This window comes from Halomonas sp. NYA30, from assembly GCF_976980765.1.
In genome coordinates this window covers 1533217-1550289 of the sequence record NZ_OZ334477.1, presented here as the reverse complement: position 1 = coordinate 1550289, position 17073 = coordinate 1533217, and the positions used below count along the sequence as shown (strand labels likewise).

Genomic DNA, 17073 nt, shown 5'->3' with positions numbered 1-17073 from the left:
CTTTTTACTATTAATTCAAAATGGTTTTGCTCAGCCTAGATTTAGGCAAGAGCCTCGGCGAAAACCGCATCTAGATTGGCGACGCCAAGCGAATCCAACACCTCTATTTCTAGGGTAAAAGGTTGGCCGTCTTCACGGCTAATCGGTTCAAGGTCAGACGGCCAGTTGTAGCCAAAATAATTTTCGATCTCGATATCACCCCCAAAGAACATATCTTCAGAGATATTTAACGAATCTGCCGTGACCAGCTCCCCGTTAAACAGCGCCATATCTATCCAATTGTCGTAGCCCACTGCTGTCGCTGCATCACGCAGCTGGCTATCACCTACAAACTCAATCGACACCAATTCCAACGTATCATCACCCGTTTGAAGCGTAATGATATCGCCGAAGTTGCCAGCGCTAGAGACGAACAGCTCGTTTTCAGCATTCACAAATTCCTGTGCGCTCGATTCGGAAATCGTAATGGCGGAATCGCCATTATCTAGCACACTCTCCTGCGCAAAAGAGAACACCACATTGCCCTTAGCGAGCTCCACTACTGGGGAAGAAGGCTCTGGCTCTGGGGTTGGGGTTGGGGTTGGGTCAACATCGCTCGTTGGCAGGTTAGCTAGTAACGGCTCAAGGGTGCTCTCAACATACGCCGCAACATTGGTGTCCGCCGTCACGTTAGCTAAGAGACCAGCGGCGTCGTTCTCTTCACCGCTGTATCGCAGGCCGCGCTCTTCTACGTCTTGGGTAAACTGCTGAGCCACTTCCACCCGCTTATTAATAGCAGTGACATCTTCACCCAGAGCCCCATTGGTAATATCGAGGGCTAGATCAGTAAGTGAACTGTCGCCACGCTCCAACATACCGGTGTAGAACGCCAAACCAACATCGTCCGCATCACGGCCAAAAATCTGTTGGTAAAGATTATTGATCTGCTCTTGGGGGCTTAACGTACCAAAGCGGTTTTCATACTCGGCTGAGGTACCAAAAGCCTCTAAAATGGCCGTCAGGTTGCCCCCATTCTGCTCAAGCTGGGTAACCCAGTAGGCCAAGCCCTCAGGGTCAGCAGGACGGCCATAATAAGCGATATAAAACTTTTGAATCTGATTCGTGTATTCCATGAATAGCTTTCCCCAGTTAGATCTTTTATAGCGCGTGGTTACCACGCTATTATTTCGTTGAGCACTGGATTAGAAAACTACCATCATTTAAGTCAATTTAATGTAAGACATTCGCTCTTGCTTTGTACGATATTTCTTACACAACTACGATTTACATTACTGAATGTACTATTGTCTCGCTAAGGCAGTTGCCTCCTGGCAAGGTATCGCTTAGAGCCCGCTTTGGCATTTATTGTTGTTCGCTTTTCAACGCCAAGGTCATACCGTCCACGGCTAAGCACGCCACCCCCTCCACCTGACAAGCTATCTCAATAAGAGAAGTGTCAGTCAGCGCGTAGAGTACATTCGGCTCAACCCGCCTCGCCTCAAGAGCTGCTCGCTGCTCGCTAGCGGCCGCATAGAGCAACCCAGGATTAGTGCGTGCAAAGTAAGCGACATTGCTTGCTAAATCATGGCGTGCGGCCAACCAACTAATAATCTTTACACGCTGCCAATCATCCCCCGGTAAAAGGCGGATTTCACTACTCTCCTCCAACATCGACACCACTGCAGGTTCCTCTCGCCAAGCAAAAGGTCGCATTACTGGCATACCCGGCGCCAATTGACTGATTTGGTATCTGGCATACCGCTGCCAGTGTGAAACATCCCAGGCTTGCAACAGCAGAACCACAAGTAATAATGGCCACAGACAGCGCACCGGCATACGTCGAGCCAATATCAGCAATGCTGCGAACAGCAAACCATAGAGCAGTGGCCAAGCCATCCGACCAGAAGAGCGAAGCTTGTGAGTAAACACATCCATCCAAGCCGGGTATGGCAACGATACGACCCACTGCCCCACCACTACTTGGTCGCTCAGAGCGAAAATGAACAGCGCAAGCAGCGGCACGAAAAGCAATCGTTCACCACGGTTAAGCGGCAGGTAACGGCCAGTAATCCATACTGCCAATGCCATTACCCACAATCCCAGAACCCCCATTCCTGCGTAGGCATACCCCTCATATTGCCCCGCTACAGGTGAAAACCAGCCTTCGATTAGGCTGGACGCTCCCTCAAAATGAACATCCTGAAAGAACAGGCCAGCACTGCCTGGGTTGAAGAAACTCAGCATTTCGGTGGAATAGAGGCCAAAGCCCGTCTCGCCTTCGACTGTGAGCGCAAACTCAAAATAACCCGCCGTATACATGCAGACCAGCACCATAACCATGGTAAACACCGCCCCGGCGAACATCATCACTACACGGTAAGGCTCCCTCCTATTGCTCCACAGCCCAGCCAGACACCATGCTGTCCAGAGCACACCGACCATGAAAAACAGATAGAAGTGAACCAATACAGCTACCAATAGAAGGGCCAGCCAGCGTAAAGCATGGCCCCAACTGACGCGTGGTACTAACATCAGCCACACCGCCACCAGTATCAACCAATGGCTCGCCAACGCCTCGTGTCCCAACGCGCCTGGCCCGCGCATAGTCACCATAGGTAGAGATACCACCAACAAGCTTCCCGTAAGTGCTACGCTGCGGCTTACACCTAACCAACGCAGGAGCCCCGCTGCCACAGCACCGTTAAGTGCCAAGTTCACCAGCATGACAGGCGCGATGTACTGCATAGGATCTGGCAGCCACGCGTGCAACAGCTTTAAAGGTATTGCGATTAGTGGTATTGAATCGGTATAGACGATCGATGATCCAACTTGATACCCCAGAGTAGGCACCGCACCTAAAGGCCATCGCCACTCATCCCTGCGGAACATATCCCAGCCACTAAAATGCTGCAGGCTATCCCCCTCAGCCAGCAACCACTCCACATGACGAGGATCAAGTGCCATCCCATAGAGCCAGAACGCCAACGCTATTCCCGGTAGGCTTGCCAGTAACATTAAGGCAGGATCAAACGAGCCACGCCCAAGGTAACTTGCTGTCTCACGGCGCATGGGTGAGGCTTCGATGCCCCCGTAACATAAACGGAACATAGGCTTCCTACAGGGTTTTATCAAAACCAACCCCATCACATTGTGGTATCTGAGAAGTTAATTATTTTGTGCTAGGCGCTAATGGAGAGGCTTCGAACAATGAATGAAGCATCAGCACATTAGCTTAGCTGCCAACACTAAACCCTAGCTATCAAAGTCAAAACTTAAATCATCTTCATCGCCGAAGATGCTATCTAAGTTTTCGGGAGTGGCGACCTGTCCAGGATTAAGCCGGGCCAAACGCGTTAACAGGTGGCTTTGCTGCAACGAGAGGTTTAGTGCATAAGCCAGCGGGAGTGCCTGAGTTTTGCGCAGGGTTAGGAAGGCATCGTCTTCCAGTTGAGAAAGCGCTTTCTCATTGATCATGTGCAGGCCATTAATGTGCATGCCCATGGGCGTGGTTAGGTTTTCCGGCCAGGGGGTGATCACCTCTGCTGCATTCAATGCCGCCAAGGCCCTTTGGGTTGCCCGCTGCTTGGCATGGTTGGCCTTCAGGGCAGAAAGTACTACTTCCAGCGCGGGTGCGGGGAGGCCATGTTCATTAAAGAACGGCTCTGCACCAGGCTCATTGGCATCGGTCGCCACCAGCCCGCTGTCGCGGTCCATGGTAACAACGCCTTTCTCACCAATAGTGACCACCGTGAAGGGCCAAGTAGTAAGCGATTGCGGTTTATACTGGCCCAACCACTGGCCATCTTTTATGAAAAGATTGTGGTCTTGGCGTAACCCGGCCACCCCTACCAGTTTCCACTCTCGCCCTTCCTGCACAATCGCCAATGGCATAGTAGCAGCGGCCTTGGCGAGCTCACCAGCATGCAGCGGCACCAGTGGATTAGTGGCAGCAAAACCAACATCGCGCGGCGGGTACCACGCCAGCCCTTGGCACTCTTTGGGACTAATAACGAGATAAGTAGACATAAACACTCCAGAAGACATAACCAGTGCGGCTATTGTCGCAAACCCAACCCACTAGGCACAGCCAAAACCTGCCTTCTAATATCGCTGGGTTATGGCTTTAAATTTTTTAGTACGTGCAATGCAAAAGGCAGCCCTGCGGCTGCCTTTAAATTCCCAATATCGTGCTTGCTTAAAACGTGTAGCTAATACCAATCAGCGCCACCGGGAATACCGGCAGTTTGTCGATATCGTCTTTTAAACTCGCTTCTTCGGCGCGGATATCATCTTGTAGGGTCGGATCGAGGTTTTCAAAGCCATTCGTGGTACTAAGCGAAACATCAACGTTCGTGGCCACAACGCCAAATTCGGAGAAGAACCCGAAACCGGTTTCGTGAGAGCTGCGCCAACCCATACCTAAGTAAGGCTGAGTGCTATCTGCCACCGTTGCGGTGCCCACTACAGAGCCGATCTGCGCTGCTGAATAGTTGGTGCCGTTCAACTCGTAGGTTGTGCCGTCTTGTGGGGTACCTGTTACATTGGCTTCAATGTCCGGCATCATCGCGCCCGCTGAAATGAAGAAACGTCCGCCAAACGGAAAGTAATCCATCTTGAGGCTGGCCGCTTTCATGCCAAATTCAGCATCATAATCAACGCCATCTTCTTCAAAGTCGGTGTCGAAATCCAGTCCATCTGTGTAGCGACCAGTTAGCGCCAGGTTTTTGTGGAAACGCCAGCACCAATGCCGGTGGTGCCCGCAATCGCGCCAACGGAAACACGTTTTTCAAACACATCAGCATTTACCTGGGCGGTGGTCGCCAGTACTGCTACACCGGCCAACAGGCTCAATGTTTTTTTCATTGTCTTATTCATCCCTTGATTATTCCCGGCACTGTCGGGGTTTATAATTGCCTTTATAGATAAGGCTTTTTGCTTAACAAACGACTACGGATTCTAGCTAATATCTGTCTCAATTTATGTAGGAAAATACTGACAGTTTGTAAGTAAAAGCTTACAACCACTGCTGTTCACATTGAGAAGAGTCAGCACTACGCTCTGATATGGTGCGCTGAGTATTATGATGAGAATTTATTGATACTGAAGTGGTTACAGCGAATAGATAGAAAACACCAGCCTAGAAAGCTAGGCTGGTGTTAGTTTCAGACTCTCTACAAAGCTCAGTTGAGACTCTACACATAACTCAAAGTAGATGTTAAACCAGGAAATCCCACTGCATGGTGTCAAGGTCGTGGCTGCGCATCTCTTCTGAGAACATAAAGCTGTCCACTACGTCGCGCATTGAGGCGCCAGCCATCAGCTCCCCGCTCCAGTACGCCTTGCCAGCATCATCTGCATCGCGCCCTAACAGGCCTGTATAAAGTAAGTCCAGATAGTCGCCACCCTCATGTACCACCTTGCCAGATTCTTCCGAATTCAGCATCGAAAGTGCCATTTCTGCTCGGCTTCCCCCGTTAGCACTGTACTGTGCCCAGTATTGCACGCCTTCAACATCCGCCTGACGCCCCAGCACCTGGGTATAAAGACCGGTAATCCACTGCAGATCCTCATCGTAGCTCAGGGCCAGCTCGTCATCGGCAAAGGTCAATGTCTCGATATTGATCAAGGTATCGATATCGCTTTCATCGTCTTTTGACTGAACGGTGATGACACCAAACTGCTGGGTAACGATGTAATCATCCCGATTACCTTCATAGCTGGCCATGTCGCTGTCACTGCCACCGTGCAACAGGTCAGCGCCAGCACCGCCAAACAATTCATCGTCGCCGCTATCCCCAAACAGCAGGTCATCACCGCCCTTAGAGCCGATCACGTCATTACCGCCGCCGCCGTGCAGTTCATCGTCGCCCGGCCCGAGTACAATCACTTGTGCCTCGTTGTCGCCAATGACGACATTGTCACCCTCCCCACCTTCAATGCTCACAGCGCCTTTAATGCTGGCATAATCGATATTATCCAACTGCAGACGTGAACCGCTAGGGAGAGCGGTCACATCAATAACAAAGGCTTCCTGAAAACCACTCGCAGAGTTATCTGTCTCACCACGGATCTCAATCGGCTCATTGGTGGCAAGATCCGAGGTAAAGGTTAACGTGCGGATATCCAGCTGAGTTCCGTCAGGGCGAGTACTGAGCCAATTGGCTGCCGTTTGCGTTTGTTCGGACAAGTTACCGGGTACTTTATCTTCAATACTGGCAACAAGATTAGCCAGCGCCTGATCACGCTCCGTTGCGGTACGCGCCCCTTCGTTTATCAGTTTTACCCGGCTAGGCAGGGTAGCGGTGACGACATTAGTATTACCGGTATTTTCAACCAGACGAACGCTGCCAGGTTTAGAACCGTTATTGCTGATGGTCTCACTCACCGACAGCTGCCCAGAAGGCGTTTCCGGCAGCGGTTCGCCGGGCGTAGGTTCAACTTGAATAGGATCAGGTGTCACAGGAATAGCAGCCACTGGATTGGTGGCTGCGGAATAAACCGTTTCAGTGGTATCAAAGGCGTCTGTATAGCGGGCTTCAACACTGATCTCGTTGCGCACATCGGCTTGGGTCAGGGTGTAGGTCTCTCCGGTGGCACCAACAATAGACGTGCCGTCTCGCAGCCACTGGTAACTGATGGTGCCTAGGCCATCTTCATCAGCTAGATCGTTGCTGGCGGCCAGGGTCTGATATTTTTTGGCTGTACCGGTGATGGTCACGCTGCCGGTAGGAGCGTCGTTGAGGTTGTCCACAGTCGCCGTGGCGGCCGAGGTGACGGCTTCTGCAGCACCCCGCTGATCGGTATAGCTAGCCCGCACGCTGATCTCGGCATCCACATCTGCCTGGGTCAGAGTGTAGGTGTTGTCGGTGGCATCGGTGATCTCCACACCATCGCGCAGCCACTGGTAGCTGATGGAGTCCAGACCGTCTTCATCGGTCAGATCGTTACTAGCCGTCAGCGTCTGATCTTCCACAGCATCGCCAGTAATGGTCACACTGCCTGTTGGGGCGTCATTGACGTTGGCAACCGGATCGGTGGCGTCGGAGATCTTCGACTCCGTCATGCCTTGCAGGTCGATATAGCTAGCGCGCACGCTGACCTCGGCATCCACATCTGCCTGGGTCAGGATGTAAGTGTTGGCGGAAGCATCGGTGATTGCCGTGCCATCGTGCAGCCACTGGTAGGTGATCGTACCCAGACCATCTTCATCGGCCAGGGTATTGCTGGCCATCAGTGTCTGACTTTCCACGGCATCGCCGCTGATGGTCACGATGCCAGTGGGCACGTCATTGACGTTGGCAACCATGCCTGTAGCGTCGGAGGTCTTCGACTCTTCCGTGCCTTGCAGGTCGGTATAGCTAGCCCGCACGCTGATCTCGGCATCCACATCTGCCTGAGTCAAGGTGTAGGTCTCGCCCGTCGCGTCATCAATGACCGTGCCATCGCGCAACCACTGGTAGCTGGTAGACTTCGAGTCCAGGCCGTCTTCATCGGCCAGAGTATTGCTGGCCGTCAGTGTCTGATCTTCCACAGCATCGCCGCTGATGGTCACGCTGCCAGTGGGCGCGTCATTGACGTTGGCTACGGCAGCGGTGTCGCTAGAGGTCTTTGACTCCGCCGTGCCTTGCAGGTCGGTATAGCTAGCCCGTACGCTAATAACAGCATCCACACCGGCCTGGGTCAGGATGTAGGTGTTGTCGGTAGCATCGGTGATTGCCGTGCCATCGCGCAGCCACTGGTAGCTAATCGTACCCAGACCATCTTCATCAGCCAGGGTATTGCTGGCCGTCAGTGTTTGATCTTCCACAGCATCGCCGCTGATGGTCACGCTGCCGGTGGGCGCATCATTGACGTTTGCAACCGGGCTGGTGGCGTCGGAAGTTTTCGACTCCGCTGTGCCCTGGTCGTCGATATAGCTAGCCCGCACGCTGATAGCGGTATCCACATCGGCCTGGGTTAGGGTGTAGGTCGCGCCCGTGGCGCCATTAATGACCGTGCCATCGCACAGCCACTGATAGCTGATGGTGCCCAGACCGTCTTCATCGGTCAGTCCACTGCTATTAGCGGTGAGTGTCTGGTCTTCCTCAGCATCGCCGGTAATGGTCACACTTCCGGTGGGCTCGTCATTGATGTTGGCAACCGGACCGGTAGCGTCGGAAGTCATCGACTCCGGCGTGCCCTGGTCGTCAGTATAGCTAGCCCGCACGCTGATAGCGGTATCCACATCGGCCTGAGTCAGGGTGTAGGTGTTGTCGGTAGCATCAGTGATCTCCACACCATCGCGCAGCCACTGGTAGCTGATGGTGCCCAGACCGTCTTCATCGGTCAGTCCACTGCCATCAGCGGTGAGTGTCTGGTTTTCCACAGCATCGCCACTGATGGTGATGCCGCCGATGGGCATATCATTGACGTTAGCAACCGGGCCAGTAGCGCCAGAAGTCTTCGACTCCGCAGTGCCCTGGCCGTCGATATAGCTAGCCCGCACGCTGATAGCGGTATCCACATCGGTCTGGGACAGGATGTAGGTCTCGCCAGTGGCGTCGGTGATTGCCACGCCATCTCGCAACCACTGGTAGGACACGTCACCCATACCATCTACATCGTCTAAGTCGTTGCTAGCGGTAAAGGTCTCGCCTTGTTCGGCCGTGCCGCTGATGGTGACAGTGCCGGTGGGTAAGTCGTTGACATTGGCAACCGAACCGGTAGCGTCGGAGGTCTTAGACTCTGACGTTCCTCGGCCATCGGTATAGCTGGCCCGAACGCTAATCTCAGCGCCGACATCCGCTTGGGTTAAGAGGTACTCCGTGCCCGTCGCGCCTTCAATGGCCACACTGTCACGTAGCCACTGATAGCTAGTAACGTCACCCATACCGTCTTCATCGGCCAGGTTGTTGCTAGCCTTGAGGATTTGGTCTTCAACAGCATCACCCGTAATGGTCACGTTGCCGGTGGGCAAGTCGTTAGCCGCTAACAAGTTAATTGTCGATGTAGAAGTGGCAGAGTCAGCTCCACCATCATTAACGACCCAGCTAACAGTGCGGTCATTGGTATCAGGGTTAACAGTATTGGTATTTAGGTAGGTGACAGACTTCAGTGCAGCCTCGTATTCAGCCTTGGTAGCAATGCCTGACAGCGTTAGTGTGCCTGTGGTCGCATCCCAGCTGCTGGTGATACCGTTGGCGTCGACAAAGGCCAAGACATCTTCACTTTCAACATAGCCATTGGAGAGAGTTACTGTGGCTGATGTCATATTGTCACTATCAATATCGATCAGCGTGAGGCTGCTATCGATCATAGTAGCAGCATCACCTTCAGTATAGATTAGAGCGTCATCGGCATTTTCTAAAATCGGAGAATCGTTAGTGCCATTAACAATAAAGTCAATATCATTAGTAGCTATTCCGCCTTTGCTATCATCAGCTGTTAGTGTGTATGTCAGTGTGAGTTTCTCACCTTGACCTAGATAAGCGAAGGCCGTGTTTTCAGCGTTAAAGCTCCAACTCACACTGCCTTGTGTTTCAGTAGAGCCTACTGCCACCGTTGAACTAAGCGAGAGCATGGCAAGCAATTCAGCATCAGTAGGCAACGAAGAATGTTCGGCTGCCTCAGTTCCATCCCTCTGGGTTTGTAGAGCAGAAACACCGCTAACACTGATAGTCACTTCATCTTCAATATCCGCATCCGAGACAACAATCTCATCGCTCTCTGAAAACACTGAATCAGTTTGAGTTAAGTTATATGTTGAAGAAAGATTTGCCGAATACTGCATGGCACGCGGAATCATCTCCGTGACCCATGCATTAGAGCTACTAGACCCAGTAGTTACATCAACTTCGTATTGGGTGTTGTCTATAAAACCTGTACCCGCAATGCCCGCGTTAAAGTAATCATACCCTAGGAAAATAACGGTGCCTGTACCGTAGCTCATGGTGGCTACGGTAGCATTATCGTCGGTTCCATAAACAGGAGTAAAACTGGACACTGTACCCTTACCAATAGCATCTGTTGCACTTAAATTAGTTAAGTTGGCGGGGCCATCTTCAAATGGAGTACCTGCAGCGTTATTGCTATTAAGTTCCCATGAATAACCTGATTGAGTTGTTAAATCCCAATCAAATATCAAATTTAAAAAATCAGTATCATCAGAACCGCCAGTGCCCGTCATCATTATGACGCCACCGTCGCTGACCCAGTTGCGAAGAGTGGCTTGGGCGCTTACTGGCAAGAAATCTGTGTTTGATGGCCCCTCGTTCTCCATATCCGTCATAAAGAAAAAGCCGCTAGCGTTTAGCTGGTCAGAAAAATTAGTCGAGGCGAAATCAGTGATAGAGGTATCGAGAGTGTAGTCACCGCCGTTGTTAATAATATGTTGAACAATGCTCACCAAGTTGGCGTTTTCATTGCCATTCCCTGGGCTAGCATCACTGCCATTCAGGCCGGGGAACGCGAAGACAGACACTTGTGTTGAGCTATTTGTCGCATCATTCCCAAATACAGGTATATGATTGTTAGCGCTGTTCACGAACCCAGTGGCTTCAGAAATAACGGCTTCATCGGTACCTAGCTGATCGGTATAGCTAGCTCGAACACTGATCTCAGCGCCGACATCAGCCTGAGTTAGGGTATAAGTTTCATCAGTAGCACCTTCAATCACCTCACCGTCACTCAGCCACTGGTAGCTGATTGCGCCCAAGCCATCTTCATCGGCCAAGTTGTTGACGGCGGTGAGGTTCTGGCCTTCGACAGCATCGCCACTGATAGTGACAGCGCCTGAGGGCTCGTCGTTGACGTTGTCAACCGCACCGGTAGCGTCGGAGGTCAACGACTCTGGCGTGCCTTGCAGGTCGGTGTAGCTAGCGCGAACGCTAACCTCAGCGCCGGCGTCCGCTTGGGTTAAGAGGTACTCCTTGCCCGTGGCGCCCGTGATCTCTTCACTGCCCCGTAGCCACTGATAACTAATGTCTCCCAGGCCATCTTCATCGACGAGGTTATTGTTAGCAGTGAGGGTTTCGCCTTGTTCTGCGGTGCCGGTAATGGTGACCGTGCCTGTAGGCTCGTCATTGACGTTGACAACCGGACCGGCGGCGTCGGAGGTCATCGTCTCCGGCGTGCCCTGGTCGTTGATATAATTAACCTCTACGCTAATCACGGCATCCACGTCTGTCTGGGTCAGGGTGTAGATCTCATCTGTAGCGCCCTCAATTACCTCCCCGTCGCGCAGCCATTGATAGCTGATCGTCGTGCCCAGGCCGTCTTCATCGGCTAAGATAGGGTTGGCCGTTAAAGTCTCGTCTTCGGTGGCAATACCAGTGATAGTGACGATGTTGGTGGGTGCATCGTTAACATCGGTAATGTCGAGATTGACGGTGACGTTTTCAGCTAGTGAGCTCCCGTTCCCATCTTCTGCGCTAATGGTGAGCGTTGCGGCATTATCGCCGCTGATGTTTTCAGCGCCGGTGTATTGGATATTGGAAGCGGTATCAAGGTATGTGTTTATAGCCGAAGTGGGACCAGCCAAGGTGATTTGAGTATCTGTAACCTTTGTGGTGATTACACCATCGCTTTTACCGTCAGCAGGCTCAGAGAAGGTGCCGCTATCCACCGACAGGGTGACGGTTAATTCATCGCTATCTGCGTTGACAAATTCCAGTGCGGACAAGTCCACATTGGTAGTACTCTCTTCCTCTAGGCTAATGTCGGCCACCGTTCCGGTGACAGTGGGAGGGTTAGGAGGCGCTAAAGTGCCACTCCACTCAATCGCCAGACTGGACTGATCAATGTCCCCGTGGGTTTGCTCCAACACCCAGTCACCGCCCAATGCTGTAGCACCGGTCAAATCGTCAGAGGCGGCAATATCTGCACCTGAAGATTGGGCAAGTTTACCGATAAAATTCAACCCTGCTAAACCCGCTGCCACTTCACAGCCGTAAAGCAAAATATCGCCGTCTTCGATCAGGCTTTGGCCGATCTGCGCGAGGGCTTCGGAGTAATCAGAAAGAGTGTCGTCATTCAGGCTGGCAGTGCCGAGCTGTACTTGGCCCTGGCTGCCGTGGGAAAGAATATGTATGGCGGTATAGCCTACTTTCCCCTCGGCCCATTCCGCCATCTGCGCCAGGCCGTCACGGGAAGAGTCCAGGGTGACGATTTCGGCACCTTCGGGAGCGCCGTCAACCAGGGTTTGCCAACCATCGACACCTGTATCGATGAAAATGACTTCTTTGACGTTATTGCGTTGTAAAAGATCGCCTACCATTTCTATCCCCTTCCCCATCTATTATTATCGCTTCCAATGAGGAAGCCGCCCCAATGCGTACATCGCAAATGCTTTAGCCCAGGCATAGTAGTCTTAATTAATTAAATTACCCCGTACTATTTCAGGCTTTATTGCTAATTAATTCGCACTAAGTAGAGCCAATTCGTCTGGGGGAGTCAAAAAGATTTTTGTGACATTTGTTTGCATGTTCGACGATCTTGACGAATTAATCGCGCGTCTATAGCGTATCAATACATAATTAGATACTCCCTGAACCTCACGCCGCCGCCTGCAAGGCTGACGTGTCATTAACAGCCCTTTTGTAGAAGTGTGGACCATCGTGATAACCGAACTTGATACCCGCACGCTTCTAGCCTGGATTTCTCATAGTACCTCAGCCAGTACCGCACTCAGGCTGTAACACCGCTAAACACCTACTGGCTCGACTTACATCGGCTACTTTTTAACCACTTTCCGTCCTTCAGACACACTTCCCCCTTTCCCCCATTGCGTCGGGCCGGGGGCGCCCGAGCAGTCAGTTCGGCACCAACCGCCTGACCAGATCGGATAGCGCCGTTTTATAGGGGTAGCTGTCACTCATCAACACCCGGATGCGGCGCGTATTGCGGAGGATGACCGCGCCTACTTTGATGAGCTTGAGCCTCAGGTTGCTTGGACTCATGCGCGCGAAGGGCGTGTGCTTCAGGTAAGTCCGTAACCGCTCGAACAGCGTATAAGCGAAGCCCGACAAGATCAGCCGCCACTGATTGGCCCACCAGTGCGTGCTGGAGGTCCGGTCAGCAAACAGGCTCAGTTGTTGATCCTTGATCCGGTTCTCCATGTCACCCCGGGCACAGTACTGCTCGTAGTAAAGCTTGAAGCCGTCATCGTAACGAGAGCTGATGATAAACCGGGGATTAGAGCCTAACTCACCTTCTTCTAGGCGGGCCACCACCCAGCGTGGGTATTTCCAGGAGCGGGCTTGATACTGGAAGCGGAACGTCCCCGCTACTTTCCCTCCCACCTGCCATTGGGTCTTGCGCACCAGCATCATGGGGACGTCCACTTCCTTGAGCAGCCGGCTGTTCTTTGCGATTCCCACGATGTAGTCGACGTGATGCCTATCACACCAGTTCAGCATCCGGGGACGACAAAAGTGGCTATCACCTCGTAACACGATGCGCGTATCGGGCCAGTATTGACGGATAAAGCGTACCAGTAAGGCTAGGATCGCCCAGCTATGGCGGCTGTCGCTGCGGTCACTGGTGCGCAGATAGCTCACCAGTAAGTGGCGCCCACAGAAGACATACAGTGGGAAGTAGCAGTGGTGATCGTAATAACGGTTAAAGAACTTGCCGGGTTGCTCGCCATGCACGGGGATGTCGGTGCCATCAAAGTCCAGCACGATCTCCTTGGGTGGTTCGTCATGCTGTTCAATGAAGTGATGCCACAGCAACTCATGGGCCTTCACTATTGCTTGCCGATCGGCGTTCTGCTCCACCCGGCACAGCGTCGACTTGCCTGCCAGCGTATCCTCTTCACCGAGCGCTGTCTGAAGGGCCTGATCATAGCGCAGGGCCTCATGGTCGTTGAAATCTTCATAGCCAGCGGCGACACCGAACACCCGCTGACGAACCAACGTGTCGAGCTTATGACGAACCTGTTCCGGTGAGCGGGGATCATGAAGCACGGCGGCCAAGCGGCGTGTTAGGCGATGCTGTTTATCGACTTCACGAAGCAGGAGTAATCCGGCGTCCGACGTAATGTGGCCCCCGGAGAAGTCGGCTTCAATTTGGCGGCGAGAGAGTGGCGAGAAGGTCAGCTTTTCAGGTACCATTTTGGAAGCGGCTGTTGGTGTTGGTTTTTGGTGTATGGCCCTGAAACGTTAACACTTTCAGCCGCTTTCTTTTATACCCTGTGAGAAATCCGGGCTAGCGGTGCTGTGCATGGCCCTGGCGCTTTCCTCCTTAGCGTTGGCACTGCTTTACCGCCTGCACCGAAGCCTGCCTGGCCCACGTGATTGGGCCATCGGCATGGTTGCTATCAGCGTTGGTGTGGGGCTGCTGTACGGGCGCAACGTTATTCCGCCGTTCTGGTCCATCGCCGTTGCCAACGCCTTGATCCTTATCGGTCATGCTTTTTTGGTCGCCGGGGCGCGGCGCTTTCTCGGCCGGTCGGCCGGCTGGCCCTTGCTAGCCGCCATTGTGGTGGTGTTCTGCGTCCCGATGACGCTCTACCACAATGTCCCCGAAGCCATGGGGCTTCGCATCATCAGCATTAGCATCGGTATGATGCTTCTGGTATTTCTCGGCACCTGGACGATTGTGCGCGACAGCCGCTTTCAGCTGCTTAATGCACATCAGGCAGTCGCGGTTCTGCTTGCTCTTCATGGCATTCTCAATCTGGCACGGGCAGCCCAAACCTTACTGGAACCGGTATTGGCCACTGACATGCTTCGGCTCGGCCCTAGCACCAGCACCTTCTTCGCCTGGGGCATCCTGTTCTTCTTCGGTTTAACGGTAGGGTTGGCAGTGATGGTGACGGAGCGGTTGCGTGACTTACTACAGGACCGCCTCGTCAAGGAGAACGCTGCTCGTTGCGCGGCGGAAGCAGCGCTTCAAGAGCAACGCAACTTCTTGACTATGGTCTCGCATGAATTCCGCACGCCTCTGGGTATCATGGCGGCATCGGCGGATCTCATTGCCTGTAACTTGCCAGCAGATGATCAAGAATCAGCTGAGGAACTGGATCGTATTCACAGAGCTTCGCGGCGGTTGGGTAATCTGGTCGAGGGGTGCCTGGCGGACGACTGGCTGGAGAACGTTTCACAGAGCCGCCGTTCAGGCGAGCTGGATGTCGGCGCCGTGCTGGCCGAACTGGCCAAGGAGTACAACATGCTACTGCAGGGGGCAGAAAAACCGGTTCGGGTGGATGCCGACCCCTATCTGCTACCCATCGCCTTTTCCGCCTTACTGGATAACGCCTGTAAATACACGACTACGCCCGAGGGCGTAACGCTTTCGTGCCGCCAAGAGGGCAAGACAGTGAAGGTAGCCGTACGTGATGACGGGCCAGGTATCGACCCCACCGAAGTGCCACGGTTGTTCGAGAAGTTCTACCGCGCTCGCCGCACCCAGCATAAACCGGGCGCCGGCTTGGGGCTGCATCTGGTGCAGCGTATCGTCGCCCTGCACGAAGGGAGCGTCAGGTTGGATCAAGCTCATGGCACGGTGTTTTGCGTCACGCTACCCTTGCTGGAGGTTTAAATGGAGACTTCCATGCCCTCAATTCGCATCGCCCTTGTGGATGACGAACCGGACTTTCGCCAGCCAGTGGCTCGCTACCTACGCAAACGGGGGATGACGGTGCATGAGGTAGGCTCAGTCGAGGAGTTACAGCCCCTACTTTCAGAGTTCGCACCGAACATCATTCTGCTCGATGTGGGCCTGCCCGGTGAAAGCGGCCTGGATGCGGTCAACCGCCTGCGCGAGGAAAGCAAAGCCGGTGTCATTATGGTGACGGCTCGTGGGGGGCTCGAAGAGCGGATCGAAGGCCTCGGCCGTGGAGCCGACAGCTATCTTTGCAAACCCGTGAGCATGCGGGAATTAGAGGCGGTGGTGCTCAGCCTGTGGCGGCGGATTGGAAATGACGCTACGGCTGAGGCAGCCACCGAAACGTCAAACGACTCAATGGCGGAGGCGTGGGTGTTTGATGCCGAAGGCTGGGCACTTACTTCACCCGACGGCGAACGCGCCCGGCTTTCTGCGGCAGAGTATGGGGTTCTTTCCCTACTGACAGAGGTACCCGGTGAGCCGGTGTCTCGCGATCACCTCTTTGTCGCCTTGAAGAAGCCACCGAGTGGACCCGATGACCGCAGCCTGGATGTGCTGGTTTCTCGGCTGCGGAGGAAATTCGCGACCTCAGCCTTCAAGCTTCCGATTCAGTCCGTTCGGGGCGTAGGTTACGTGTTTCCCGGCCCGGTCTCGCGGTACGACTTAGTACCAACTGTTAGCAGCTGATCACATTGCCAGTCCATGAAGACGGCCAAAAAGCTGTCACGCTCTGCTTCAGCCAGAACGACGACAATACCCAAAATTTATGGGTGAGCTGATTGGCCGTTTACATCACCAAGCCACCTCTAACATCAAATAATTGGCACAAACGGCACGCAGCCACTCAGCATAGAGGTCATCAGTAGCACTGCATTCAGCTTAATCATCGACATCAATATTTACGTCCTCATCACTTTGGAAGAAACAGCTCAGGTTAACCGTACTCAACATGAGACTGCTCAAGTGTTTCACGCAAGCCAGGAATCGTAAACAATCCCCTCACCGATTTACTCGGCAACATTGGCTCTGTTTTCAGGGCTTTCACTAAAGCTTGCCAGCAGCTGTTCGCGGCGGGCGCCCTGCTCCAGCTCATTTAGCCAGTAGTGGTGGCCTTCTGCATCCGGCTGGCGCGCCAGCACATTGGTGTAGATCGCATCGACAAACGCGGTGTTATCCACGTTGGTGCCATAAAGCTCGCTGAATTCATCGCTGCCCAGAAACGAAGCGGCTACTTCGATAAGCGAGGCCCCTTCGTCCATTTGATGTATCCAATAGCCTAACCCTGGCTGGTCTGGCTCACGGCCGAACGCAGCTTTATAGACGCGATAAGCCTCACCCGCGCCTTGGTCAATATCTAAAGCGACGGCTTGGTCGGTGAACGCCACCCGCTCGACCGAATCGAGATTAAAGTGACGCTCTTCTTGACACTCTCCCCTCCCTCAGCTTGCGCTGCCGCCTTGCGGCGGAAAGGAAGGGGATTCCCTGGTGGTCACCTCCCAGGTTCCTGCT

At 53.4% G+C, this 17073-nt stretch carries 10 protein-coding genes; 2 read left to right on the top strand and 8 right to left on the bottom strand.

Translation table 11 applies throughout. The features are described 5' to 3' along the window. Positions 1-41: 41 nt before the first annotated feature. The 7 genes from ACWI0H_RS07045 to ACWI0H_RS07015 all read right to left on the bottom strand — a co-directional run bounded on the left by ACWI0H_RS07045 (position 42) and on the right by ACWI0H_RS07015 (position 14069). Entirely contained in the window at positions 42-1112 is a 1071-nt protein-coding gene (locus ACWI0H_RS07045) for a DUF4214 domain-containing protein (protein ID WP_485875775.1), read from the bottom strand. Between the two features lie 229 nt (positions 1113-1341). Then, positions 1342-3087 carry a DUF6311 domain-containing protein gene (locus tag ACWI0H_RS07040; RefSeq protein WP_485875773.1) on the bottom strand — a complete coding sequence of 582 codons (1746 nt, stop codon included), beginning with the start codon at positions 3085-3087 and terminating at the stop codon, positions 1342-1344. A gap of 144 nt (positions 3088-3231) precedes the next feature. Continuing rightward, positions 3232-4005 (bottom strand): SapC family protein, encoded by a 774-nt coding sequence (locus ACWI0H_RS07035; protein WP_485875771.1) that lies wholly within the window; start codon positions 4003-4005, stop codon positions 3232-3234. A 169-nt stretch (positions 4006-4174) separates the two neighbouring features. Further along, positions 4175-4612: a hypothetical protein gene (locus tag ACWI0H_RS07030; RefSeq protein WP_485875769.1), complete on the bottom strand. Its 438-nt coding sequence runs from the start codon at positions 4610-4612 to the stop codon at positions 4175-4177. A gap of 77 nt (positions 4613-4689) precedes the next feature. Then, the gene (locus ACWI0H_RS07025; protein ID WP_485875767.1) at positions 4690-4842 is read right to left on the bottom strand and encodes a hypothetical protein; all 153 of its coding nucleotides are present in this window, start codon (positions 4840-4842) and stop codon (positions 4690-4692) included. Positions 4843-5194: 352 nt separating this feature from the next. After that, the gene (locus ACWI0H_RS07020) at positions 5195-12232 is read right to left on the bottom strand and encodes a DUF4347 domain-containing protein (protein WP_485875765.1); all 7038 of its coding nucleotides are present in this window, start codon (positions 12230-12232) and stop codon (positions 5195-5197) included. 535 nt (positions 12233-12767) lie between these two features. Next, complete coding sequence (locus ACWI0H_RS07015) at positions 12768-14069, bottom strand: IS1380 family transposase (RefSeq protein ID WP_179917458.1); 1302 nt, start codon at positions 14067-14069, stop codon at positions 12768-12770. A gap of 109 nt (positions 14070-14178) precedes the next feature. Here ACWI0H_RS07015 and ACWI0H_RS07010 point away from each other — a divergent pair, with 109 nt between their 5' ends. Continuing rightward, positions 14179-15498, top strand: a complete 1320-nt coding sequence (locus tag ACWI0H_RS07010) for a sensor histidine kinase (RefSeq protein WP_485875763.1) — start codon at positions 14179-14181, stop codon at positions 15496-15498. A gap of 12 nt (positions 15499-15510) precedes the next feature. After that, entirely contained in the window at positions 15511-16251 is a 741-nt protein-coding gene (locus tag ACWI0H_RS07005; RefSeq protein WP_485875761.1) for a response regulator transcription factor, read from the top strand. A 320-nt stretch (positions 16252-16571) separates the two neighbouring features. On the opposite strand, the gene ACWI0H_RS07000 is transcribed toward ACWI0H_RS07005, so the two are convergent. Then, positions 16572-16949, bottom strand: coding sequence for a DUF4214 domain-containing protein (locus tag ACWI0H_RS07000; RefSeq protein ID WP_485875759.1), 378 nt, complete (start codon positions 16947-16949; stop codon positions 16572-16574). Positions 16950-17073: the final 124 nt, after the last annotated feature.